Source organism: Mesobacillus sp. MER 48 (assembly GCF_023714225.1).
Lineage (GTDB): Bacteria > Bacillota > Bacilli > Bacillales > Cytobacillaceae > Mesobacillus > Mesobacillus oceanisediminis_A.
This window is the reverse complement of sequence record NZ_JAMAUR010000001.1, coordinates 860,468-883,642: the sequence shown is the minus strand read 5'-3', so window position 1 is coordinate 883,642 and position 23,175 is coordinate 860,468. Positions and strand designations below refer to the sequence as shown.

Here is a 23,175-nt window from a genome sequence, read left to right as displayed (position 1 = left end):
TTGTCAGGTTTTCCTTTCAAAGACCCTCCAGAAAACTGAATAACCCCGATTGCTTTGTAAGAAACTACCCAAGAGAAAAGGGGAGTCGATCATGAGCAAAGTAAACAAATTATTAGGAGACATTGAACTGACAAAGGATTTGGCGCTCCTATTGATTATTGGGGGTTTGTACTCATTAAGCATTGCCCTTTCCAATACTTTTGTTAATATCTATTTATGGAAGCAATCCGGCGAGCTATCGGATTTGGCAATGTATAATCTATCGATTGTCGTTGCCCAGCCTCTCACCTTTATCCTTGCTGGGAGATGGGCAAAGAAGGTCGACAGAGTCATTGTGCTTCGCATTGGTGTCATCTTTCTGGCGCTTTTTTATGTCACGGTATTGTTTGTGGGCACAAAAGCGTCCGACTTCTTATTACTGCTGGGTATCCTTTTGGGAATCGGCTATGGTTTCTATTGGCTTGCCTACAATGTTCTCACCTTTGAGATCACCGAGCCGGAAACACGTGATTTCTTTAATGGGTTTCTTGGAATTCTCGGTTCTGTTGGAGGTATGATCGGACCGGTGGCTGCAGGCTTCATCATATCAAGATTAGAAAAGCTGACAGGTTATACAGTGGTTTTCGGACTTTCATTGGGATTGTTTTCAATCGCTGTTTTATTGAGCTTTTTCCTGAAGCGCCGGCCAGCCCATGGCAAGTATTGGTTCAGGCGGATTATTACTGAAAGGAAGCATGACAAAAATTGGCGGATGGTTACAAATGCGCATTTCTTCCAGGGACTCAGAGAAGGGGTATTTGTATTCATTGTATCTGTTTTTGTTTTCATTGCCACAGACAGCGAAATGGCTTTGGGTACTTATGGATTGATTAATTCCGGGATATCCTTTCTTGCTTATTACTTTGTATCCCGTACCCTGAAAAAAGAATATCGGAAACAGGCAATTCTGGTTGGCGGACTGATTCTGTTCCTGGCGATCTTCCTGATTATATTTGACCTCAGTTACTTCCGGCTTCTATTATATGCTGCCATGATTGCAGTTGCTTACCCGCTGCTCCTTGTTCCATATGCTTCAATGACCTACGACGTGATTGGGCGCGGCTGGAAAGCGGCTGAAATGAGGGTCGAATATATTGTCGTCCGGGAATTATTCCTGAATCTTGGCCGTGTCGCATCGATTTTATTATTTCTGCTGGCAACTCACCTGTTCAGCGAAAAACAGGCGATCCCGATCCTTTTGGTCATCCTTGGAAGCGGGCATACATTGATTTACTTCTTTATAAGGAAAATTCATTTAAAACCTGCATAGCCGGGACTTATGAAATTACCAGCAAATGGACCGGGCGTAAAGCCCAGTTTTTCGTTCTGTTTGAAAAATGGAAAAATATTCTGTAGTTGTTTATTGATAGAAAATGATGAGGATTTTAGTTAAAATAAAGGATAGTGAATAAAGCCATGGACATATAAAAGGTGGGAGAGGCTTGAACAAAAAGAAAAAGAAGAAAACGCATGTGCCATTCAGGCTGAATATGGTGTTTTTTGCGGTGTTTGTATTATTTTCGATGCTTATTCTAAGGCTTGGCATCGTTCAGATTGTTTACGGTGAGGACTTCAAAAGGGAAATCGAACGGACAGAAGATGTGACCGTTAATAATCCTGTTCCAAGAGGGAAAATGTATGATCGGAATATGAAAGCTATTGTCGACAATACGCCGAGCAATGCAATCACGTATACAAAGAGCCAGAGCACCCAAACGAAGGAAATGCTAATGGTTGCAGAACGAGTAGCAAAATTAATCGTCAAGGATACAGAAAATGACCTGAAGAAAGTCCGTGAAAGGGATAAAAAGGACTACTGGATTTTAAGGAATGAAGAGCGCGCACGAGAAAAAATCACAGAAAAAGAATGGGCGCAGTATGAGGAAAAAAAGCTTGATGATAAAGCAATATACAATCTTCAGCTTGAGCGCATCACTGAAAATGAATTGAAAGAGTTAAAGAAGGATGATCTGGAAATCCTTGCAATTTTACGCGAGATGATGAGCGGATATGCTTTGTCCCCGCAAATCGTCAAAAAAGATTTAACACCTGAAGAGTTTGCCATTGTAAGCGAAAATCTTGAAATGCTACCTGGTGTGGACACCACTACAGACTGGGAGCGTCAATATAGCTATGATAAAACACTCAAAACAATCCTGGGGAAGGTTAGTGATTCCGAAAAGGGACTTCCTAAAGAAAAACTTGAGTATTATCTCGCCAGAGGCTATAGCAGGAATGACAGGGTTGGTTTAAGTTATATCGAGCAGCAATATGAAGATGTCCTGCACGGACAGAAAGCAAAGGTAAAGAACATCACCGATAAAGGCGGCAATGTTCTTGATACCCAGGTGATATCCGAAGGACAGCGGGGAAAGGACCTTGTGCTGACAATTGACATGGATCTGCAGCTTGCTGTTGATAAAATTATTGAAGAAGAATTACTGAAGGCGAAGCAGACATCAAGAACAGGGCTTCTTGACAGGGCATTTGTCGTGTTGATGGATCCTAATACTGGGGAAATTTTGACACTTGCAGGGAAACAGATTGTCAAGGATGAAGACACAGGCAAGGATGTCATGCAGGATTTTGCGAGCGGCAATTTCACAACTTCTTATAATGTCGGGTCTGCGGTAAAAGGTGCCACGATTTTGACAGGTTTTAGCACCGGTGCGATCAGTCCGGGGACGCAATTTTATGACACGCCTATAAAAATTAAAGGCACGAACCCTAAGAAGTCCTGGAAAGCGGGATTGGGTACTCTTGATGACCGTAATGCCTTGAAGGTATCCTCGAATGTATATATGTTCAGGACTGCGATCAATATTGGTAAAGGAAATTATAAGTATGATCAGCCATTGTATCTAGAGCCCGAGGCTTTTGATACCATGAGGAATCATTTCAGCCAATTCGGACTTGGTGCAAGAACGGGAATCGACTTGCCAAACGAAATGATCGGTTTTAAAGGAACAGAGAAAAGGCCAGGTCTCTTGCTCGACTTTGCCATCGGCCAGTATGACACGTATACTCCGCTGCAATTGGCACAATATGTTTCAACGATCGCAAATGGCGGAAATAGAATCCAGCCGAGAATTGTCAAGGAAATCAGGGAACCGGTCATGAAAAATGATGAGGTAGGTCCTGTCGTGAATGAATTTGAACCTGTCATCCTGAATAAGGTCGATGCCAAGCCTGAATGGTTTGACCGAGTGCAGGAAGGTTTCAGGAGAGTCATGCAGGAACCGGGCGGTACGGCATATGGAGCATTTCATTCTGCGGAATATAAGCCAGCGGGAAAAACAGGGACTGCACAGGCATTCTATGATGGCCCAAAAAGGAAAAAATATGACATGCCGCCAGAAGTCATGAACTTAAGCCTTGTTGGATATGCCCCCTATGATAATCCTGAAATTGCCCTGGCAGTCATGGTCCCATGGGCGTATGAAGGCAATACGGGTCACCATGCAAATAATGATATCGGCCGAAGAGTCCTTGATACGTATTTTGATTTGAAAAAGAAACGTATGGAAGGGAACATGAACCCGGAACAACCGATACAGGAAGTTGAAAAGAAGGAAGCAGGAACTGAACTTTTAGAAGAAATTGCAGAAGATACCGAGCAATAAGAGTTTTTAAAAACTGTCTCACATGAGGCAGTTTTTTTTATCGTTTGGGAATACTATGCTTAACCGGCAAACCATACAATGCTTGTTTTTCGTCAATAGTATGCATCAATCCCGCAAATTTACAAAACCTTTACATTAAGTTAAAACATCCTTAAAAGAAAAACAGTATTCTTGGTCTTGTAGGACAAAACAACCACATCTCGTAGGGGGAATTCAAGAAATGAAGAGTCTTAAAAAGATGAGCCTGTTTTTAATGCTTGCAGCTGTTATGGTATTCACGGCAGCCTGCGGCGGTGGAGATAACGAAGGTGGAAACGGAGAAGAACTTGAAGGCAGCGTCGTAATAGACGGATCTGGCACAGTTTATCCTTTAATGGCACGTATGGCTGAGAACTATATGGGTGAACAGGAAAACGTATCAGTAGAAGTTAGCCGCTCCGGAACTTCAGCAGGTTTCAAGAAATTCCTTGCTAAAAACGGAACTGACTTCAACGATGCTTCCCGTCAGATTAAGGATGAGGAAAAAGCAAAAGCAGAAGAGCTTGGCATCGAAGTACAGGAAATGAAGGTTGCGCTAGATGGTATCACAATCGTCATCAATAAAGACAATGATTGGGCTACAGACCTAACTGAACAAGAAGTGAAAGATATTTTCCTTGCAAGTGCTGGAAAGAAGAAATGGTCTGATGTTCGCGCTGATTTCCCAGATGAAGAAATCAAGACTTATGGACCTAATGAAAACCACGGAACGTACGAATTCATGTTTGAAACAATCCTGGAAGAGCAGGATCTGCCGGAAAACATTAACTTACAGCAAGATTACTCTACTTTAGTAGACCTAGTTTCAAAAGATAAAAACGCGATTGGTTTCTTCGGATATGGTTACTATGAAAGCAATAAAGACAAGCTTTCAGCGGTTAAAGTAGACTTTGGCAACGGTCCTGTTGAACCTTCACTCGATACGATCAAAGAAGATGGCGACTATGCACCATTCACTCGTCCAGTGTTCACATATTTGAATGTAAATCAAGCTAAAGAGAAGCCACAAGTGCTTGATTATGCAATCTATACAATGAACAATGCACAGGATGTAGCAAAAGAAACTGGTTTCGCACCATTATCTGATAAAGACATCAAATCAACACTGGACACATTGAACGGCCTTAAGAAGTAAAGCCTTTACTAACGGGAGATGAGAGGTAAGACCTTCTCATCTCTTGCGTGTGTTTTTAATTATTAGATGGTCCCTGGGGTACTATAAGGGAAAGTTCTTTCTTGGATGAGAAGGATGAAAGGGGTTTTTTGCGTGGCAAAAAGCGTTGTTCACGAAGACGGCAAAAAGTTGAATGTTCGTGAAATGATATCAGAAAAGAAAAAGACAAAGAGCTTTACAAATTATACTGAAAAGTTCATACCAAAAATATTATTAGGGATTGCAGCAATCTCTGTCCTGACGACAATCGGAATTGTTCTTACATTATTAACGGAAACTATCGCCTTTTTTAAAGACGTTCCATTCATAGATTTCTTTACTGGCACTAAATTGAAGCCGCTAGGGGAAAATGCGGTATTCGGTGTTTTGCCTTTGCTGACCGGAACTCTCATTTCAACTGCTATCGCGATGCTTGTCGCGATTCCTGTTGGATTAATGACCGCCGTGTTCCTGAGTGAGTATGCTTCTGAAAAGACTCGAAGGCTGCTAAAACCAATTCTTGAAATTCTGGCAGGTATTCCAACGATTGTATATGGTTTCTTTGCCTTTACTTTCGTAACACCTTTATTAAGGTCATTCGTACCCGGACTGGAACCAACGAATATCCTTAGCCCGGGAATTGTCATGGGAATCATGATCATCCCGATGGTTGCTTCACTGTCGGAGGATGCAATGAGTTCAGTGCCAAATGCGATGAGGGAAGGAGCATTGGCCCTTGGTGCAACCAAGCTTGAGGTAACCTGGAAGGTTGTCATCCCTGCTGCGATTTCTGGTATTATTGCATCGTTCGTCCTTGGAATTTCCAGAGCTATAGGTGAGACGATGATTGTGACAATCGCGAGTGGCAGCTCCAAGAATTTTACTTTTGATGTCACGCAATCGATGCAGACAATGACAGCCTATATTGTAGAAGTAACCGGCGGAGAAGCAGCGGCAGGCTCAACTTTATACTACAGCCTATATGCAGTTGCCATGACTTTGTTTGTTTTTACATTGATCATGAACCTGGTCGCCCAGTTTATCTCTCGAAAGTTTAGGGAGGAATATTAATATGAAATATGTAGATTCCACTCAAGTCCAGAAAAAAATGGGCACACGGCTATTAGCGAATAATCTGGCAAAGGCACTCTTTTTCCTTGCGACCATGTTCGGACTTATGGTACTGATCGTTTTGATTTATCGAGTTCTTAAAGACGGATTACCTTGGATCAATATGGATTTTCTTATGAATCGATTATCGACTGATCCAGAAAGAGCAGGTATTTGGGGAGCAATCACAGGCACGTTTTGGCTTATGCTCGTAGTTGCCCCGGTAACAATGCTGCTTGGTATCGGTACTGCGATTTATCTGGAAGAATATGCGGCAAAAGGCCGTATAGCATCTTTCATTAAAACGAATATTTCCAACTTGGCCGGTGTTCCTTCCGTTGTGTTCGGAATCCTTGGATTAACAGTCTTTGCCAGAGCTCTCGATTTGGGATCCGTAGTTCTTGCCGGAGGATTGACAATGGCATTGCTGGTACTGCCAGTAGTAGTTGTGGCAAGCCAGGAAGCCATTCGCGCAGTACCACAATTCCTGCGGGAAGCTTCTTACGGTATGGGCGCCACAAAATGGCAGACAATCAAAAATGTTGTTTTGCCAGCTGCAATTCCGGGAATTCTTACTGGTGTAATACTGGCGCTTTCACGGGCAATCGGAGAAACAGCGCCACTTGTTGTTATTGGTATTCCAGCACTGTTAATACCTATTCCAGACGGAATCTTTGATAAGTTCACGATTCTGCCGGTGCAAATTTATTATTGGACAATTGACTCTGCCCTTGTTGCCGAATATGCCAACCTGGCAGCTGCGACAATTGTGATTCTGTTACTAGTGTTATTTGTGATGAATTCAATTGCCATTTTAATACGCAATAAATTCCAAAAGAGATATTAGTCTGGGAGGTTTTAACTTATGTCAGCAGTGACAGAGAAAACAAAAGCAACAGTACAATCCGACGCGGTGAATAATGCGCCAGAAAATTCAAAGGTTGTATATGAAACAAAAGACCTTAATCTTTGGTATGGTGAAGGACACGCATTAAAAAATATCAACTTAGCGATCAACGAAAATGAAGTAACGGCAATCATCGGCCCTTCCGGATGTGGTAAGTCAACTTACATCAAAACTTTGAACCGGATGGTTGAACTGGTTCCTTCTGTCAAGATTTCCGGTGAGATTTTATACAGGGGACGGAATATCCTTGAAAAGTCCTATCAAGTTGAGGATCTTAGAACGAGTGTAGGGATGGTCTTCCAAAAACCGAATCCATTCCCGAAATCAATCTATGACAATATTGCATATGGACCAAAAATCCACGGAATCCGTGATAAGAAAGTACTAGACGAAATTGTTGAGAAAAGCTTGCGAGGTGCCGCAATCTGGGATGATGTAAAAGATCGTCTGAATCAGAACGCTTACGGCCTGTCGGGCGGACAGCAGCAGCGTATCTGTATCGCAAGGGCACTGGCAATTGAACCGGATGTCATCCTCATGGACGAACCGACATCAGCTCTTGACCCAATTTCGACCTTGAAAGTAGAGGAACTTGTACAGGAATTAAAGAAGGATTACAGCATCATCATTGTTACGCATAATATGCAGCAGGCTGCGCGTATTTCCGACAAGACTGCATTCTTCCTGAATGGAGAAGTCATCGAGTTTGCTGAGACGGATAAGATTTTCTCAAACCCGTCAGATAAGAGGACGGAAGATTATATTACAGGCCGTTTTGGTTGATGAACTAACTTGAAATTTGATTGGAAGGATGAGGACAATGGTAGTAAGAGGGAAATTTGACGAAGACCTGAAAACACTGCATGGAAAATTGCTTGAGCTCGGGAATTTTGCTGTCCATGCGCTAAACCAGTCACTGGTGGCACTTGAAAACAAGGATATCGAACTTGCACTGAAAATCCTTGAAGATGATGCCGAAGCAAATATCATGGAAGAGGAAATCAATGATTTTGCGATTCTGTTAATCGCAAAGCAACAGCCGGTTGCTGTCGATTTAAGAAGGCTGATTGTTGCGATCAAAATCGCGACTGATATTGAGAGAATGGCGGATTTCGCGGTAAATATTGCGAAATCGACAATCAGGATAGGAAAAGAACCGCTTGTAAAACCGATTGAGCACATCAAACAGATGCATCAATTATCAGTTGAAATGCTTAAACTTTCATTGGAAGCTTATAATGAAGAGGATCTCGGTAAAGCGAGACAGGTTGCGCAGATGGACGATCAAGTCGACGACCTGTATGGACAAACAATCAAGGAGCTGTTGAGCCTGGCCCAGACCAAGCCTGAACAGCTGGCCCAAATCACACAACTTTCATTCATCAGCCGTTATCTCGAACGAGCAGCTGACCATGTTACAAATATAGCAGAAAATGTTTTTTACTTAGTCAAAGGTAAGAGATATGATCTGAATCAATAAGGCGAAAGAGCAGGGGAATCCTTGCTCTTTTTATCATGGCTCTGTAAACAAGACTGTTTGATTTTAGTTCAAGGCTTCACTTTCCGTGAGGCTGCGCTAAGCCTCCACGAACTTGCCCACGCACGATGAAAATGCTTTGATTTTCGGAGGAGCCATTGCCTTCCACTACAAGCAACATTGGGCTTTAACAGTGCCTAAGCATAAAAAAAGACCCTCTAAATTGAGGGTCTTTTGCGTTTGTGGATTGTTATTATCTGTTTTTTGTAATGATCTTGGCAATTTGGTCGTAATCAAGACCGCTTTTTAATTCGTACTTGCCGATTTGTACCTTTGTATGGTAGCCCTTATCAATCAGGAATCTCTCGAATTTATTCTCATCATCGACGATTCCCTGGCTTGCTAGCATCGTGGCTACATCACCTGGTGACATGCCGCCTGCAATGATCAGTGTGAATGGTTTCTCCTCTTTTACTTCTTCCGCCTTCTCTGCAGGGGCTTCTTCTTTAGTTGTTTCTTCTTTTGGCTTATCTTCTTTAACAACTTCTGTTTTCTTTTCGTTAAGCTTCGCAAATTCGTTGTTGTTCAGCACCTTGTATCCTTTTTCTTCAAGAATCTTCTTAGCGTCTGAAACGGCAACTTTCTTTTCAGGTTCTTTTTCTTTTCCAGCGATCACGCTGCTGCCGGCCCATAGGAACACGGCTGCGAAAAGCAATCCTAATGCAAATGCTTGAGCTGTTCGTTTATTCATACGATCTGTCCTTTATCAACGAATTCATTAATGATTTCCTGAACTTCCTGAGTTGAAAGTGATGATTGCTTTGCGATCTGATTCAGATCCATCCCCTGCTGGGCAAGCGACCATACCTGGTTTTTGATGATCTCGTGAATTTGCTTTTTTCCTGTATTAAATGAAGATTGCCTGTCCAGGTTCGCATCGCCTACGAGCAATTCTTCTTCCAGTACTTTTAGTTTTTTCTTGATCTGGTAAAGATCTTGAATTTGCTGGATTGTCAGCTGGTCGATTTCCTCGCGCAATTCCTTGTATGGATCTTTCAAAAAGAAAGAAAGAGCGAAAAGGAGCGCGGCCAGGACAACCAGGCTAATGATGATGTAGCCCATCTATTATTCCTCCCGAGCTGTTATTAGAACACATAGAATAAGTTTACCATTCAAAATTCGAAAATTCGATTGATATTTTTTTCCTGAAAAAAAATGATAGTTTTGTCTTATTATGATTTCCATTCGTTGTAAACACTGTCGAATCACCGCCATATTTGTAATTCTAAATGACTATGGAAAAATAAATGGGCGTTTCTGCAAAGTGGATAAAGGACGCTGCAAATTACGACAATTTGCGTTCATTGTAGCAGTCATGAGAACGTGCTAACATAAATTTAATGAATATAATTCAATTTTCAATCATATAATGATGGTTTTGGAGGTCTGTCGTGACAAATAGCAATCAACAACTAAACAAGATTGAGGATCATTTAAAGGCGAAAATCCTCTCACCAGGCAAGTTATTTGTTTACTGGCACCTGCAGGAGGAAAAAGTACGTTTCATAGGCAAGTATTTTCTGATACCTGATGAACAGCTGATTCTGGCTTTACGCTTATCTGATCATGGCTCCCGAGCTGTCATCCATGAAGCAATCCTTCGCCCAGGAGTATCAAGCTGGCTGTTCAAGGGAGTCAACGCAACAAGCAACTACCAGGTTGAGTTGGGGCTCAGACACCAAACAGAAACATTCTTTCCAATGCTTCGATCAAATGTCATTATACAAAATCCCAACATCCAGATAGAGGAAGACAAACCGCTTTTGCCTGGATGGTCTGGAAAGGTGAGCACTTATACTTATTATGAAAACCTTGAAGGGAGCATCAACAAGTGAAGGGGTGGGGAGATCATGAAAAGAAAAAGATCCTTATGCTCACATGGGAGTATCCGCCGCAGATTATAGGCGGACTTGCGAGACATGTCCATGCTCTCGCAACAGAACTGGCAGCCATCCATCAGCAAATTCATGTTGTGACCAGCAAACAATCCTTCCAGTCAGATTATGCAAGAGATGGCCGTGTCCACATTCACCGTGTAGCACCACTAAATGCCCAGGATCCTGATTTCCTTTCATGGATAGGCGGATTCAATCTGGCTGTCATCGAAGAAGGATTGAAGTTGGCTAAACATGTTCAATTCGACCTTGTCCATGCTCATGACTGGATGACAGGTCCTGCAGCGGAATTTATCAGCAAAAAATTGGGGATTCCACTGATCGCAACAATCCATGGTACGGAATATGGCCGAAATAAAGGCATCTTTTCTGATCTCCAGCAATTCATATTCAAAAAAGAAAATGAACTCTGCCATCAGGCTGATGAAGTCATTGTCTGCAGCGATTATATGGAAGATGAGGTTAATACATTATTTAAAGTTTCAAAGGATAGAATCAATGTTATTCCGAATGGGACTAGATTAGAAGAAAAGCACAATCAGGATGTCGAGATTACAGAGATGTACCCATTTTTAACCAGAAAGAAACTGATATTTTCAATGGGAAGGATCGTCACGGAAAAAGGATTCGATACATTGCTTTCTGCGGCTGGACTTATGAGAAAGCATCATGATGTGTGTTTTGTGATTGCGGGGAATGGACCTTTATTGGAAACCTACAGGGATCAAGCAAGTAAGCTGGGACTTAAAGATTCTGTTCATTTTATCGGCTTCGTAAATGAAACAATCCGTGATGCGTTACTTATGAAAGCGGATATCGCTGTTTTTCCAAGTGAATATGAACCATTCGGACTTGCAGCAGCTGAGGCCCTTACCGCAGGGGTCCCGACTGTCCTGGCGAAAACAGGAGGCATGCAGGATCTGATTGAAGATTATAAAACCGGATTTTATATGCAGCCGGGTAATGAAAAAGATCTTGCGCTAACACTGGAATGGATTCTTGAAAATCAAACTGCGGCAAAGGAAATCGCCCGGACAGGAAGGATGAAAGTCCTTGAGAGGTTCAGCTGGGCACAAAATGCAAAGTCAACAGATAGTCTATATAAAAAGGTATTATCAAACAATCACAGAAGGAGGGTATTTAATGAAGATGAATGCTTATCTCCAAATTGACAATGAAGAGACTTACGAGCCAATCAAGAAACCATTGATATTCAGCCCTGGTTTATGGGTCAATGGAAAAGTGTACTGGCTAGGGAATATGTCGGAAAAACTTTTACCGCAGGAAGAATTATCAATAAAAATCAAGCTTGCAAATGTTCATTCAAAGGTTGAATTTTTTGAACTTTATGTTACGAACCATTCCAAAACTGAAAAGGAAGCCAAGCTGATCCTGATGCAGCGCCATGCTGAAAGTGCAAATGAACAATTCAGCTTTGTATCGCCGAATGAGAATGTCATTTATCACTTTGCGGATAAAAGAATCTACCTTGTCAATGGACTGAACAGCAGTGGCAGGATGAAGCAGTGCACTGTCCAGCCGATTTGGAATGTAAGCACTGAACGCCTTTGGAATTGCAGGGAGTCAGGGAAACTGAACTATCAACCAATGGCAAAAGGTTCTGCAGCCAGCCTGTTCTCGCTTGATCTGAAAATGAACCCCCGGGAAACCCAAAAAAGCAGCTGTTGGATCATTGAAGGAACGGAAAAAAACGCCGTTGTTCATTTGAATGCGCTCCTTTTAAAAAACACACTAGCAATCCCCGACAAAAAGTGATATTATAGAAAAGTCGTATGCACGAACCTAGCTTGAATAGTTTGGAGGGAAAATACATGCGTGTAAACATTACATTAGCTTGCACAGAATGCGGAGAGCGCAACTATATTTCTAAAAAAAATAAGCGTAACAACCCAGATCGTCTTGAGCTTAAGAAATACTGCTCTAGAGATAAGCGCGCGACAGTACATCGCGAAACAAAATAAGCAGCGGGATTTTTCCCAGCTGCTTTTTTGTTTGCCAAATTTCCATAGAGTGTTGGTCTTCCATGCACCATCGCATTTTAGGGTTTCAAGGCAAATACCGAAAGACTTCTGAACTGAACTATCTAAAAAGGCAGTCAATTTGCACATGAGCCTATCCAAAACCCTTTTTCCCACATGGTGTGAATGGTATTGTTAATACATAGATGTCAGGTACAAACAAAATAGCAAAGGGTTGGGGGAAAGAAGCATGGATACCAAAAAAAATCTCAGACAGTCGACAAAGGAAAAACTGTCAAAACTTAACCTGCCAGAATATGAAGATCAGTCCTATCAAATCGCACAGCAGCTGTTTCGTTCTGATGAGTGGATTTCAGCGACAACAGTAGCTCTCACTGTGTCGAAGGCTCCTGAAGTTGATACTTTTCAGCTCATCAGGAAGGGCTGGGAGCAGGGCAAAAGAATCGTTGTCCCTAAATGTGAACCTAAAACGAGGGGCCTTGATTTCAGGGAACTGAAGCGATTCTCACAGCTCGAAACCGTTTTTTATGGGCTGTTGGAGCCAATTGTCTCCGAGACCGTTTCAGTGGGCCGGGGAGAAATCGATTTGGTTGTGGTTCCTGGACTTGCGTTTTCGCATAACGGTTATAGACTTGGTTTTGGAGGAGGTTACTATGACCGTTTCCTGGCAGACTTCCAGGGAATGACAGTCTCCCTGGCTTTTAAAGATCAACTGGTTGATGAAGTCCCCGTTGAAAGCCATGACATACCCGTACAGAAAATCATTCACAGCGAAGGGGTAATCCATATTGGGAATTGATCAGATTTTGATCATAGGGTTTATCGCAGGAGTTGCTGGCATGTCTGCCTATTTTCAGCTTCTTAAACCATCTGGGGCTTTCGCGGCTTTTTTGACGGGTATATTGATATGGGCGGGATTTGGAATTAAGGGAATGATGTTATTGGGGGTTTTCTTCCTCACCTCCAGCCTGCTGTCCAAATATAAAAGCCAGCGCAAGGAACAATTGGGTGAATTACATGAAAAGGGCTCGGCAAGGGATTGGGCGCAGGTAGCAGCGAATGGGGGAACTGCAGCATTTGCTGGTCTGGCTAATTTCATATCCCCCGATCCTGTGTGGTTCATTGTTCTGGCGAGCTCCCTTGCCAGTGCTAATGGTGATACATGGGCTTCGGAATTAGGCGTATTGAGCAAAGTACAGCCATTATCGATCAAATCTTTTAAAAGGGTGCCAAGAGGAACTTCAGGTGCGATTTCAACTGTTGGAACAGCTGCAGCTGCGGGAGGTGCCTTGTTGATTGCCCTGACTGCTGATTACCTGTTTGCGATGGGCGCAGGGTGGACAGTGGCGGTTTTTCTGTTGGGTGTGACGGGAACGATGATCGATACCCTGCTCGGGGCTTATGTCCAGGCGGGATTCACATGCGTCAAATGCAATTTGCTCACAGAGAAAATACAACATTGCTCGGAACCAACCCGTCATGTTTCCGGGCTGGTCATGATGAATAATGATGCAGTCAATTTTCTCTCATGTTTTACAGCGGCCTTGGGGGGAATGTTATTATATAGCATCCTCTAACACACAGCTGAAAAGCTTTGATTTTTCTTCCATAAATAAACTGGATTGAATTGTAACAAAGTGTTTATAATGATAACGTTTACTCTGTATAACAGCAATACATAATCATTGTGAAAAAAAGTACAATTAAGTCATCAATTATAATCTTAGGGGGAGATGCGATATGAAAAATCGTGTAAACCGTGTTGTTCTGGTTGGTACCGGCTTCGTTGGATCGAGTTATGCATTTGCGATGGTCAACCAGGGTGTAACAGAGGAATTAGTTCTTGTCGATCTGAATAAAGAAAAATCTGAAGGGGACGCAATGGACTTAAATCACGGGATGGCGTTCGCTCCTTCACAGACGAAAATATGGTTCGGTTCCTATTCTGACTGCAAGGATGCAGACCTGGTGGTACTCTGTGCAGGCGCAAACCAAAAGCCTGGCGAAACAAGACTGGATCTTGTGGAGAAAAACACGAGGATTTTTAAAAGCATAGTAGATGAAATTATGGCCAGCGGTTTTGACGGTATTTTTCTTGTCGCGACCAATCCGGTTGATATCCTTACCTATGCTGTCTGGAAATACTCGGGACTTCCAAAGGAACGAGTCATTGGCTCAGGGACCATCCTTGATACAGCCAGATTCAGATTCTTGCTTGGGGACTACTTCAAGGTGGATTCACGTAATGTCCATGCTTATATCATAGGGGAACATGGGGATACCGAACTGCCAGTATGGAGCCATGCGGATATTGGCGGGAAGCCGATTGCCAAGATGATTAAAGATCAGGAAGATTACAGGCATGATGACCTGGAGGAAATCTTCACGAATGTACGGGATGCCGCCTATCACATCATCCAGCGTAAAGGCGCAACCTATTATGGAATCGCCATGGGTCTTGTTCGATTGACAAAGGCCATCCTGCAGGATGAGAACTCCATCCTGACTGTATCCGCCCATCTGGATGGCGAGTACGGACACGATGATATCTACATTGGTGTACCAGCGATCGTCAATCGTAATGGAATCAGGGAGATCGTTGAATTGCCGCTGGAAAAAGAAGAACAGCAAAAATTTGACCATTCTGTAGAGGTTTTAAGAAAGGTCATGGATCCTGTCCTGAAGGCGTAAAAAAATGGGCTGTCCGTAAAGCAGCCCTTGTAACTTTTTTAAAAATTGAAACCGCTTTCTTCTATTATATATGGAACATTTTCTAACCCATCTTTTTTTGGTATGAAAGGATAAAAATGTGCTTTTATTCCTAAAATAAAAAGGGAGGGATATATATGGCAAGAAAAGTGGTTTCGATTTTTATGCTTGGCCTGGCGGGATACCTTGTATTCGGTAATAGATACCGGGTCATGAATATGCTTCTGGGAAACAGGTTCCTGCGCCGTGTGGCAGTGGGTTCGATCATGGGACTGCCCGGAATCAGAAGCAAGATGATGGGTTCATTATTTTCAGGACCTTCGGAATTCCAGTAAAAAGACCTTAAAAGGTCTTTTTCTGCTTTAAAGGCCTCTTTATATCTGGTATGAAGTTATTTGGTTTATAATAATTTTGGAGAGGAAAAAATATAGATAATACATAGTGGCCGGATTTTGGCGGGAAAGTAGGGGAGAAGTTGGCTTTTTTGGAAGAGTATTTGTTTTGGAAAGTTGCTGAATTCCTGATTGTAAAAAAGGAATACCGTATCCTGCAAGCATCACAGGATCAGGGAGAATTGTGGCTGGAGAAGACAGAAAACAAGCAAACGCAGGTTATTCGCCTGCTTCAATATAATCTTGACTGGAGCAACTGGCTTCAACGTGACATCATTTTGATTGCTGAAAATGGCGAGAGAATCCGCAGGAAGTTTGCTAAAAAGGACTTAAAGATCCTAAACCTATACTTTAGTGCATATCCACCTGTGGATGATTATGAATTCCGTCTTGCGGAGCCTTATCTTTCTGTAAATGGAAAGGTGACTGTTGAGTCCATTTTGGTAGAAAGGGCCAAGGCGGAGGAAGCTTTAGGAAAACTTGAAAGCAGGTTCAATGACCAATTAAGAATTGATCTTGCTGAGGAACATTCTGGAGAAGTAATCGAGGCCATTAAAAAAAATGCCCTTTTAAACGCAGTAGAAAGGGCAAAGGAAGAACAATCTGTTTTTCACTATGGAAAACCCTTTTTCACCTATATATTCATTGCCATCCAGGTATTAATGTTTCTCGTCCTTGAGGCAGCGGGGGGAAGCACGGATACTTCCACCCTGATTAAGTTTGGCGCAAAATTCAACCCTTTGATTCTTGAAGGTGAATGGTGGCGCTTTTTCACGCCGATATTCATCCATATAGGCCTGCTCCATTTGTTCATGAATACACTGGCTTTATATTATTTAGGAACAATGGTTGAAAGGCTGTATGGTAATTTTCGATTTTTGGTTATTTACATCCTGGCAGGATTCAGTGGAGTGCTTGCCAGTTTTATATACAGCCCGAATCTTTCGGCTGGTGCAAGCGGAGCGATTTTTGGCTGCTTTGGTGCCTTGCTGTATTTCGGTGTAGCAAAACCAAGGTTGTTTTGGCGGACACTGGGCCTGAATATACTTGTCGTACTTGGCATCAACCTGGCATTCGGATTTACCATTCCAGGAATCGATAATGCGGGCCATATAGGAGGCCTGATTGGAGGATTTGCAGCAGCAGGAATCTTCCATCTGCCAAAGAAAAGACGTATTTTGCTTCAAACCACCTTTCTGGCAGTGACGATTGGGGCTATCTTTTTCTCATTACAATATGGTTTTAGCGAAAAAGCAGATCTGGTCGATGAAAGGTCCATTTTAGTGCTTGCCCAGCAGCATGTTAAAGAAGAGGAATATCAGCAGGCAAATGACCTGCTTACAGAGTATGGCAAGTCGGAGCAGCTCTCATCAGAATCCTTATTCATGCTTTCTTTTACCGAAATCAAGCTGGGAAGGCTGGAAGAGGCCAAATCGAATCTCCTTAAAGTAATCGAGATGGAACCGAATTTCCATGAAGCGTACTATAATCTTGCCTTAATCTTTTTTGATGAAAAAAATCTTGATCTGGCACGTATATACGCTAAAAAAGCAGTAGAGCTGAATCCTGGAAAAGAAAGCTATAAAAAGACACTTGAGCAGATTAATTTCTATCTTGAAGAAGCTGCTTGAGGACGATGCTTTCTCCGGTCCTTGTCTGGGTGACAACCAGCAGATGGCTTTTATCCTTCGCAATCAAAATCAATGGCATGGTACTTCCATTTGGGTCAATGGCAGTGCCATCGCTTTTTTTTATGCCCAGATAATAATTCTTATACAATCCTTCCCACAATTTTCCCAGTATGTTGGCGGTTTCCTTTTTCGTAAAACCTGTTATAGACTGATCTTCATATTTCCTGATTGTGTCCAGGGGGACGGATAGATAATCTGCCGCCTTGAACCTGAAGGTGTTTTCAGCTATTTTCAAACTTCGGTTAAGCCTGTTCCTTACACTTTGGTCAAGCACTCTTTTCCATTCCTTCTCCTGCTTGCTTTTGGCGATGGTGAATGATTGGAGCGGGCTGAACTGAGAGTCGACCACATAGATCATGTCATCAGACATTTTTTGGGCACTTGTGATCCGGTTCCCGTCACCATGCAGCTCAGCATAGTGAAAAGAAATCGCGTCATATCTGGCGCTTTCTCCATATGAGATGAGTTCTTCCTGGGATAAATCTGACGTATCCTGCTCCCATTTGGCAAATTTCCCTTTTAAAAGCCCATTGACGAACAAAAGTCCCATATCCTGCCGGAGGTAAGCCTCACGGTCCAAACTTGAATGGACCTTCCAGTCAACCTGATGCTGATTGTTTACTTTATCTTTTAAAAGCGTTAGTGAGGTACTGGCACTTTTATACTTAACCGCATCATTCAAGGGGAAAAATGTGATTGTCTCGATGGAAGTGTTGCCAATCTGGAATTGGATCAAAAATGCGGAGACCATAATTGCCAATACACTTATACTCAAAAACCATAACTTTTTCATCCTGCTCATCCTTTTCCGATAATAGGGTATGTCGGTATAACCACTATATGATACTTGTCCGGATCACATGCCTTTAAGTATTTTTTTAGATTCTTTTGGCTAAGATGGAAAAAGGAATCGACAGGAAAATAATGGTCGGTGGTAATGAGAGGTGTTAGTAGATTATATGGCAGAAAAAAAGAAGCATCCGGTCCATACGAACTTGAAAGAAAATATCGCTTACTTAAGAGAAGAATTAGGAGTCGATAAAAGTTTCGACGTGATCCAGCTTGATGTCGAATATGCCGGAAGAGATATGGCGCTGTTCCTTGTAGATGGATTTGTCAAGGACGACATCATGCTCTATATCATGCAGTTACTGGCCAAGCTGGAACCAGGCGCCCTTGAAGCTGATACATTAAAAAAACTGGTCAAGACTTATATTCCATATGTAGAGGTAGAGACGACTGACAACCTTGATAAAGTTGTCGATATGGTACTGGCCGGCCCGACCGCTCTTGCAGTGGACGGGTTAACAGAAATCATCCTGATTGATGCGAGGACATATCCTGTACGCGGTCCACAGGAGCCCGATACAGAAAGGGTAGTGCGAGGGTCCAGGGACGGCTTCGTGGAGACTTTGGTCTTCAATACGTCGCTTACGAGAAGGAGAATCCGCGACCGTACATTGAGAATGGAATACATGCAGGTCGGCAGAAGATCTCAAACAGATATTGTTATTTGTTATATTGAGGATATCGCTGATCCTGAGATGGTAGAGAAAGTAAAAGACTCAATCAGCAAAATTGATACGGACGGGCTGCCAATGGCTGAGAAAACCATCGAGGAATTTATCTCGGGACGACATTGGAATCCATTTCCGACGGTAAGATACACGGAACGGCCTGATACAGCAGCTACTCATTTATATGAAGGGCATGTTTGCATTATCGTCGATGGTTCACCAAGCGTACTGATTACACCAACAACATTCTGGCACCATCTGCAGCATGCGGAGGAGTACCGCAATAAGCCTCTCGTCGGCGCGTATTTAAGGATGGTACGCTTCCTGGCAGTATGGTCTTCCTTATTTCTGCTGCCGTTATGGTATTTATTCGCCGTCAAGCCGGAACTGCTGCCAAAAGCGATGTCATTTATCGGACCAAATGACACCGGAGAGATTCCGCTGTTTTTACAGTTTTTCCTGATTGAAATTGGTATAGATGTTCTAAGAATGGCGGCCATCCATACACCAACCTCGCTGGCAACTGCCCTTGGCCTGGTGGCTGCGCTGATGATCGGGCAGGTGGCCGTGGAAGTAGGGCTCCTGACAAATGAAGTTATTCTGTATCTGGCTATCGCAGCGATTGGTACATTTGCGACGCCAAGTTACGAAATGAGTCTTGCAAACCGGCTCGTGAGGATTTTCTTATTGGTCATGACTGCGGCATTCCATCTTTATGGTTTCCTGATCGGCATTGTGATTTTCATCCTTTTACTGGCCAGGATGAAATCGTTTGGTGTACCGTATCTCTGGCCATTCATTCCCTTCAATCCACGGGCATTCAGGGATGTCCTTATCCGGTCACCGATCCCTCTGAAAAACAGGAGACCAAGGATATTGAAACCGCAGGACCCAGACCGTTAAACTATTTCTGTGAGAAGCAGCAATTCCGATTGCTGCTTTTTCCTTTTGCAAACTTGTGCAGGTTTTGTCAGAAAATCTTGTCCAGCCTACTTGAGAGGGCAAAAGGTATCCTTTATACTTAGTATGGTAACGCATGCTCTTATTTTCACAAATAGAGGGGATTAAGTTGAAGACAATTTATGATATCCAGCAGTTCCTTAAAAATTACGGGACATTCATTTACATAGGCGACAGGGTGGCGGATTTGGAACTCATGCACGCGGAGCTGAAGGAACTTTATAATTCCCAATTGATTGAGACGAAAGAATACCAATCTGCGGTTTTGCTCTTGAGGCAGGAAATTCGGATGGAACAAGAAAAAAAAGCAAAAGAGAAAAGGTGACGTTTGATGGCTGAAAAATGGCTTGTTGGTGTAGATTTAGGAGGAACGACAACGAAACTTGCTTTCATCAGTTTGTATGGAGAAATTCTTCATAAATGGGAAATTCCCACTGATGTTTCTAACGAAGGGAAAAACATAACTGTCAATATCGCAAAAACTATTGACACGAAATTGGAGGAGCTAGGGCATTCTAAAAGTGAAATCCTCGGAATTGGCATGGGAGCCCCTGGCCCTGTTGACCTGGCTACCGGCGTTATTTTTGAAGCGGTGAATCTTGGGTGGCGAGAGCCTTATCCGCTAAAGGACTTGCTTGAAGTGGAAACCTCGCTTCCGGCAGTAATCGATAATGATGCAAACTGTGCGGCTCTTGGTGAAATGTGGAAAGGCGCCGGGAATGGCGCAAAGGATCTGGTATGTGTAACCCTTGGTACAGGTGTTGGCGGAGGAGTCATTACCAATGGCGATATTGTCCACGGAGTGAGTGGCGCTGCAGGTGAGATTGGCCATATTACTTCACTTGCAGAAGGCGGGGCTCCTTGTAACTGCGGAAAAACTGGCTGTCTTGAAACCCTTGCATCGGCTACAGGCATTGTAAGAATCGCTGTTGAATTATTGAATGCTCATTCTTCTAAAGGTGATCTTGCAGCAGTGTTCAAGGAAACGGGCATTGTAACGGCCAAGGACGTATTCGATTCAGCGAAACGGAATGATGAGTTGGCCCTGAAAGTCATTGATACAGTTGCCTTGCATTTGGGAATCGCCCTTGCAAATATAGCCAATACCCTCAATCCGGAGAAAATCGTTCTTGGGGGCGGAGTTTCAAAAGCTGGGGATGTCTTGCTCAACCCAGTAAAAGAACAATTCTTGCGTAATTCCTTTCCGCGTGTAGCGCAATCGACCGAAATCAGCATCGCTACCCTGGGGAATGATGCCGGCGTGATTGGTGCTGCCTGGCTTGTTAAAAATAAAATTGGACACAACTAAAATGTTGAAGGAGTTTTTTAGGAGAAAACTCCTTATTTTTTTGTGTTAAAAGTTTCAATTTTCGGAAATTGAACATATTTGAAACTTTTCCATGTTTAAGTCGTCTATAATAGTGGAAAATTACAATGAATGGTCTACGCTTTTTTAGCTTCTAATTTTGTTTGCTTTTTAGGAAAAAAAGTATTAAGATTATCTTTGATTCTTGAGAGAATGGAAAAATAAACCTAAAAATTCCCGGATCTGTTTATTATTAACAGGGAGGTACCAATCGGATGAAAAACAATAAATGGCCTAAAGTTTCTTTAGTTGCCATCGCCACAATCCTGCTTTGGCTGAAGACTTATATAGCCTATAAGACCAGCTTCGATATTAAAATTGAAAATTGGAGACAGGAGCTTATCCTGTTCATAAATCCATTGAGTTTCCTAATGATACTTTTCGGACTCAGCATGTTCATGAAAGAAAAAGCGCAGAAACGCTATATCATGGTTACTAGTTTCATAGTATCAGCAGTTTTGTTCGCAAATGTCGTGTTTTACCGCTTTTTCAATGACTTCCTGACCATTCCTGTGCTTTTCCAAACAAGCAATATGAGCGATCTGGGAAGCAGTGTGACCGAGCTGATCAACTTCAGTGATTTATTTTATTTTGCGGATATAATCCTTTTAGCCGTCCTCATGAAATTTAAACCAGCTCTTTTGGGATGGCGGGAATATAGCAAAGTGGACCGCCGGGCCTATTTCCTTGTTGCTGTCGCAATTGCTTTATTCAATATGGGAATGGCTGAAACAGAGCGTCCACAACTCTTGACAAGAACTTTCGACAGAGAAATGCTGGTCAAGAATATCGGGACATACAATTACCACCTTTATGATGCCTTCCTGCAGTCGAAGTCTTCTGCGCAGCGTGCAATGGCCGACGGAAGTGAACTGGCTGACATCGACAACTATGTGCGAGCCAACTATCTGCCGCCGAATGATGAGATGTTTGGAATTGCGAAAGGCAAGAACGTAATCCTGATTTCGCTTGAATCGACACAGGATTTTGTCATTAATCAAACCGTGAATGGCCAGGAAATTACGCCATTCCTGAATGATTTCATCAAGGAAAGTTATTACTTCAATAATTTCTATCACCAGACGGGTCAGGGCAAGACTTCGGATTCTGAATTCCTGGTGGAAAACTCCCTGTATCCATTAAGCCGCGGAGCAGTATTCTTTACGCACTCTGGAAATGAATATACCGCCACACCGGAAATCCTGAATGAAAACGGATATTTCACCGCTTCCTTGCATGCGAATAACAAGAGCTTCTGGAACCGGGACATTATGTATCAATCATTAGGATATCAGCGGTTCTACTCACTGCCGGATTATGAGGTGAATGAAGAAAACTCTGTTGGCTGGGGCTTAAAGGATATTGACTTCCTGCAGCAGTCCGTTGATCACTTGAAGGCGATGCCAAAGCCGTTCTATTCGAAGTTCATCACATTGACGAACCATTTCCCATTCGAGTTGAGTGAGGAAGATCAATATATACAGCCATATACGTCAAATGATAAGACAGTCAACAATTATTTCCCGACTGTCAGGTATGAGGATGAAGCCATTAAGCAGTTCATCCAGAAATTAAAAGATGAAGGCTTGTATGAAGATTCGATCATTATTCTATACGGAGACCATTACGGAATCTCTGATAACCATAATAAAGCGATGAGTGAGTATCTTGGCAAGGAAATCACGCCATTTGAAAGCACGCAGCTGCAGCAGGTGCCGTTGATCATCCATATCCCTGGGCAGGAGGGCAAGACAATGACAACAGTCGGAGGACAGATAGACATCAAACCGACAATCTTGCACTTACTGGGAATCGACACTAAGAATAATATCGATTTCGGATCTGACCTGTTTGCCAAGGACCGGCGTGACTTTGCTGTTCTTCGCGATGGCAGCTTCATCACCAAGGATCATGTGTTCACTCGTGAGACCTGCTATGATAAAGACACAGGTGAACCGACAGATCAGGATGCGTGCGCACCTTATTTTGAATCTGCGGATAGTGAACTTGAGTACTCCGATAAAATTATTTACGGAGATTTACTGAGATTCTATGGTGAGCAAAGTCAAGGCAATGATCTTTCTGATTCGAATTCAAAAGAGTAATACCTGTAAAAAACCTGCGCCCCTGGAGCGCAGGTTTTTGTTATGCAAAGAAAATCAAATTGACTTGTGTTTTTTAAAATTGAGTTTTTACCTAAAGAGGTGTATGTTATCATCAATGGCGGTAACAAATGT

The 23,175-nt window shown here is 42.7% G+C and carries 23 protein-coding genes; 20 read left to right on the top strand and 3 right to left on the bottom strand.

Going from position 1 to position 23,175, the window contains the following annotated elements:
• The first annotated feature begins 91 nt into the window (after positions 1-91).
• The 7 genes from M3593_RS04555 to phoU all read left to right on the top strand — a co-directional run bounded on the left by M3593_RS04555 (position 92) and on the right by phoU (position 8,351).
• Entirely contained in the window at positions 92-1,309 is a 1,218-nt protein-coding gene (locus M3593_RS04555; RefSeq protein ID WP_144476204.1) for an MFS transporter, read from the top strand.
• 172 nt (positions 1,310-1,481) lie between these two features.
• Positions 1,482-3,662: a peptidoglycan D,D-transpeptidase FtsI family protein gene (locus M3593_RS04550; RefSeq protein ID WP_251540894.1), complete on the top strand. Its 2,181-nt coding sequence runs from the start codon at positions 1,482-1,484 to the stop codon at positions 3,660-3,662.
• A 220-nt stretch (positions 3,663-3,882) separates the two neighbouring features.
• Positions 3,883-4,836 (top strand): PstS family phosphate ABC transporter substrate-binding protein, encoded by a 954-nt coding sequence (locus M3593_RS04545; protein ID WP_251540892.1) that lies wholly within the window; start codon positions 3,883-3,885, stop codon positions 4,834-4,836.
• Positions 4,837-4,950: 114 nt separating this feature from the next.
• Positions 4,951-5,925 (top strand): phosphate ABC transporter permease subunit PstC, encoded by a 975-nt coding sequence (pstC, locus tag M3593_RS04540; protein WP_144476213.1) that lies wholly within the window; start codon positions 4,951-4,953, stop codon positions 5,923-5,925.
• A gap of 1 nt (position 5,926) precedes the next feature.
• Positions 5,927-6,811, top strand: coding sequence for a phosphate ABC transporter permease PstA (pstA, locus tag M3593_RS04535; protein ID WP_144476216.1), 885 nt, complete (start codon positions 5,927-5,929; stop codon positions 6,809-6,811).
• Between the two features lie 18 nt (positions 6,812-6,829).
• Positions 6,830-7,654 carry a phosphate ABC transporter ATP-binding protein PstB gene (pstB, locus tag M3593_RS04530; protein ID WP_144476219.1) on the top strand — a complete coding sequence of 275 codons (825 nt, stop codon included), beginning with the start codon at positions 6,830-6,832 and terminating at the stop codon, positions 7,652-7,654.
• A gap of 37 nt (positions 7,655-7,691) precedes the next feature.
• Positions 7,692-8,351, top strand: a complete 660-nt coding sequence (gene phoU / locus M3593_RS04525) for a phosphate signaling complex protein PhoU (protein WP_144476222.1) — start codon at positions 7,692-7,694, stop codon at positions 8,349-8,351.
• Positions 8,352-8,601: 250 nt separating this feature from the next.
• Here phoU and M3593_RS04520 read toward each other — a convergent pair whose 3' ends face one another.
• Together M3593_RS04520 and M3593_RS04515 are read right to left on the bottom strand one after the other, a co-directional pair.
• Entirely contained in the window at positions 8,602-9,099 is a 498-nt protein-coding gene (locus M3593_RS04520; protein WP_144476224.1) for an endolytic transglycosylase MltG, read from the bottom strand.
• Positions 9,096-9,470: a hypothetical protein gene (locus M3593_RS04515; protein ID WP_144476227.1), complete on the bottom strand. Its 375-nt coding sequence runs from the start codon at positions 9,468-9,470 to the stop codon at positions 9,096-9,098. The genes M3593_RS04520 and M3593_RS04515 overlap by 4 nt, the downstream gene beginning before the upstream one ends.
• A 329-nt stretch (positions 9,471-9,799) precedes the next feature.
• Between M3593_RS04515 and M3593_RS04510 the strand changes: the two genes are divergently transcribed.
• From M3593_RS04510 to M3593_RS04470, 9 genes are all read left to right on the top strand, one after another.
• Positions 9,800-10,243: a DUF4912 domain-containing protein gene (locus M3593_RS04510; RefSeq protein ID WP_144476230.1), complete on the top strand. Its 444-nt coding sequence runs from the start codon at positions 9,800-9,802 to the stop codon at positions 10,241-10,243.
• Positions 10,240-11,475 carry a glycosyltransferase family 4 protein gene (locus M3593_RS04505; protein ID WP_251540891.1) on the top strand — a complete coding sequence of 412 codons (1,236 nt, stop codon included), beginning with the start codon at positions 10,240-10,242 and terminating at the stop codon, positions 11,473-11,475. Before M3593_RS04510 ends, M3593_RS04505 begins: the two co-directional genes overlap by 4 nt.
• Positions 11,447-12,079, top strand: coding sequence for a hypothetical protein (locus M3593_RS04500; RefSeq protein WP_144476236.1), 633 nt, complete (start codon positions 11,447-11,449; stop codon positions 12,077-12,079). Before M3593_RS04505 ends, M3593_RS04500 begins: the two co-directional genes overlap by 29 nt.
• 56 nt (positions 12,080-12,135) lie before the next feature.
• On the top strand, positions 12,136-12,285 hold the full coding sequence (gene rpmG, locus M3593_RS04495) for a 50S ribosomal protein L33 (protein ID WP_084221782.1): 150 nt from the start codon (positions 12,136-12,138) through the stop codon (positions 12,283-12,285).
• Between the two features lie 247 nt (positions 12,286-12,532).
• Complete coding sequence (locus M3593_RS04490; RefSeq protein ID WP_251540888.1) at positions 12,533-13,102, top strand: 5-formyltetrahydrofolate cyclo-ligase; 570 nt, start codon at positions 12,533-12,535, stop codon at positions 13,100-13,102.
• On the top strand, positions 13,092-13,880 hold the full coding sequence (locus tag M3593_RS04485) for a DUF92 domain-containing protein (protein ID WP_251540885.1): 789 nt from the start codon (positions 13,092-13,094) through the stop codon (positions 13,878-13,880). The genes M3593_RS04490 and M3593_RS04485 overlap by 11 nt, the downstream gene beginning before the upstream one ends.
• Positions 13,881-14,043: 163 nt before the next feature.
• Complete coding sequence (locus tag M3593_RS04480; RefSeq protein WP_144476242.1) at positions 14,044-14,994, top strand: L-lactate dehydrogenase; 951 nt, start codon at positions 14,044-14,046, stop codon at positions 14,992-14,994.
• 155 nt (positions 14,995-15,149) lie between these two features.
• On the top strand, positions 15,150-15,347 hold the full coding sequence (locus M3593_RS04475) for a hypothetical protein (RefSeq protein ID WP_144476247.1): 198 nt from the start codon (positions 15,150-15,152) through the stop codon (positions 15,345-15,347).
• A gap of 149 nt (positions 15,348-15,496) precedes the next feature.
• Positions 15,497-17,035: a rhomboid family intramembrane serine protease gene (locus tag M3593_RS04470; RefSeq protein ID WP_349654824.1), complete on the top strand. Its 1,539-nt coding sequence runs from the start codon at positions 15,497-15,499 to the stop codon at positions 17,033-17,035.
• Here M3593_RS04470 and M3593_RS04465 read toward each other — a convergent pair.
• Positions 17,007-17,888, bottom strand: a complete 882-nt coding sequence (locus M3593_RS04465) for a hypothetical protein (protein ID WP_144476253.1) — start codon at positions 17,886-17,888, stop codon at positions 17,007-17,009. The genes M3593_RS04470 and M3593_RS04465 overlap by 29 nt on opposite strands.
• A 166-nt stretch (positions 17,889-18,054) precedes the next feature.
• Here M3593_RS04465 and M3593_RS04460 point away from each other — a divergent pair, with 166 nt between their 5' ends.
• The 4 genes from M3593_RS04460 (at position 18,055) to M3593_RS04445 (ending at position 23,043) form a co-directional block, all read left to right on the top strand.
• Complete coding sequence (locus M3593_RS04460; RefSeq protein ID WP_251541273.1) at positions 18,055-19,515, top strand: spore germination protein; 1,461 nt, start codon at positions 18,055-18,057, stop codon at positions 19,513-19,515.
• Positions 19,516-19,681: 166 nt separating this feature from the next.
• On the top strand, positions 19,682-19,897 hold the full coding sequence (locus M3593_RS04455) for a YqgQ family protein (RefSeq protein WP_144476256.1): 216 nt from the start codon (positions 19,682-19,684) through the stop codon (positions 19,895-19,897).
• A gap of 6 nt (positions 19,898-19,903) precedes the next feature.
• Entirely contained in the window at positions 19,904-20,881 is a 978-nt protein-coding gene (locus tag M3593_RS04450; RefSeq protein WP_144476259.1) for an ROK family glucokinase, read from the top strand.
• A gap of 272 nt (positions 20,882-21,153) precedes the next feature.
• Complete coding sequence (locus M3593_RS04445) at positions 21,154-23,043, top strand: LTA synthase family protein (protein WP_144476262.1); 1,890 nt, start codon at positions 21,154-21,156, stop codon at positions 23,041-23,043.
• Positions 23,044-23,175: the final 132 nt, after the last annotated feature.

Coding starts and splice junctions, on each gene's coding strand:
- M3593_RS04555 (WP_144476204.1), top strand. CDS start 92: ATGAGCAAAGTAAACAAATTATTAGGAGACATTGAACTGACAAAGGAT.
- M3593_RS04545 (WP_251540892.1), top strand. CDS start 3,883: ATGAAGAGTCTTAAAAAGATGAGCCTGTTTTTAATGCTTGCAGCTGTT.
- pstC (WP_144476213.1), top strand. CDS start 4,951: ATGAAAGGGGTTTTTTGCGTGGCAAAAAGCGTTGTTCACGAAGACGGC.
- pstA (WP_144476216.1), top strand. CDS start 5,927: ATGAAATATGTAGATTCCACTCAAGTCCAGAAAAAAATGGGCACACGG.
- pstB (WP_144476219.1), top strand. CDS start 6,830: ATGTCAGCAGTGACAGAGAAAACAAAAGCAACAGTACAATCCGACGCG.
- phoU (WP_144476222.1), top strand. CDS start 7,692: ATGGTAGTAAGAGGGAAATTTGACGAAGACCTGAAAACACTGCATGGA.
- M3593_RS04520 (WP_144476224.1), bottom strand. CDS start 9,099: ATGAATAAACGAACAGCTCAAGCATTTGCATTAGGATTGCTTTTCGCA.
- M3593_RS04515 (WP_144476227.1), bottom strand. CDS start 9,470: ATGGGCTACATCATCATTAGCCTGGTTGTCCTGGCCGCGCTCCTTTTC.
- M3593_RS04500 (WP_144476236.1), top strand. CDS start 11,447: ATGAAGATGAATGCTTATCTCCAAATTGACAATGAAGAGACTTACGAG.
- rpmG (WP_084221782.1), top strand. CDS start 12,136: ATGCGTGTAAACATTACATTAGCTTGCACAGAATGCGGAGAGCGCAAC.
- M3593_RS04490 (WP_251540888.1), top strand. CDS start 12,533: ATGGATACCAAAAAAAATCTCAGACAGTCGACAAAGGAAAAACTGTCA.
- M3593_RS04480 (WP_144476242.1), top strand. CDS start 14,044: ATGAAAAATCGTGTAAACCGTGTTGTTCTGGTTGGTACCGGCTTCGTT.
- M3593_RS04475 (WP_144476247.1), top strand. CDS start 15,150: ATGGCAAGAAAAGTGGTTTCGATTTTTATGCTTGGCCTGGCGGGATAC.
- M3593_RS04465 (WP_144476253.1), bottom strand. CDS start 17,888: ATGAAAAAGTTATGGTTTTTGAGTATAAGTGTATTGGCAATTATGGTC.
- M3593_RS04460 (WP_251541273.1), top strand. CDS start 18,055: ATGGCAGAAAAAAAGAAGCATCCGGTCCATACGAACTTGAAAGAAAAT.
- M3593_RS04450 (WP_144476259.1), top strand. CDS start 19,904: ATGGCTGAAAAATGGCTTGTTGGTGTAGATTTAGGAGGAACGACAACG.
- M3593_RS04445 (WP_144476262.1), top strand. CDS start 21,154: ATGAAAAACAATAAATGGCCTAAAGTTTCTTTAGTTGCCATCGCCACA.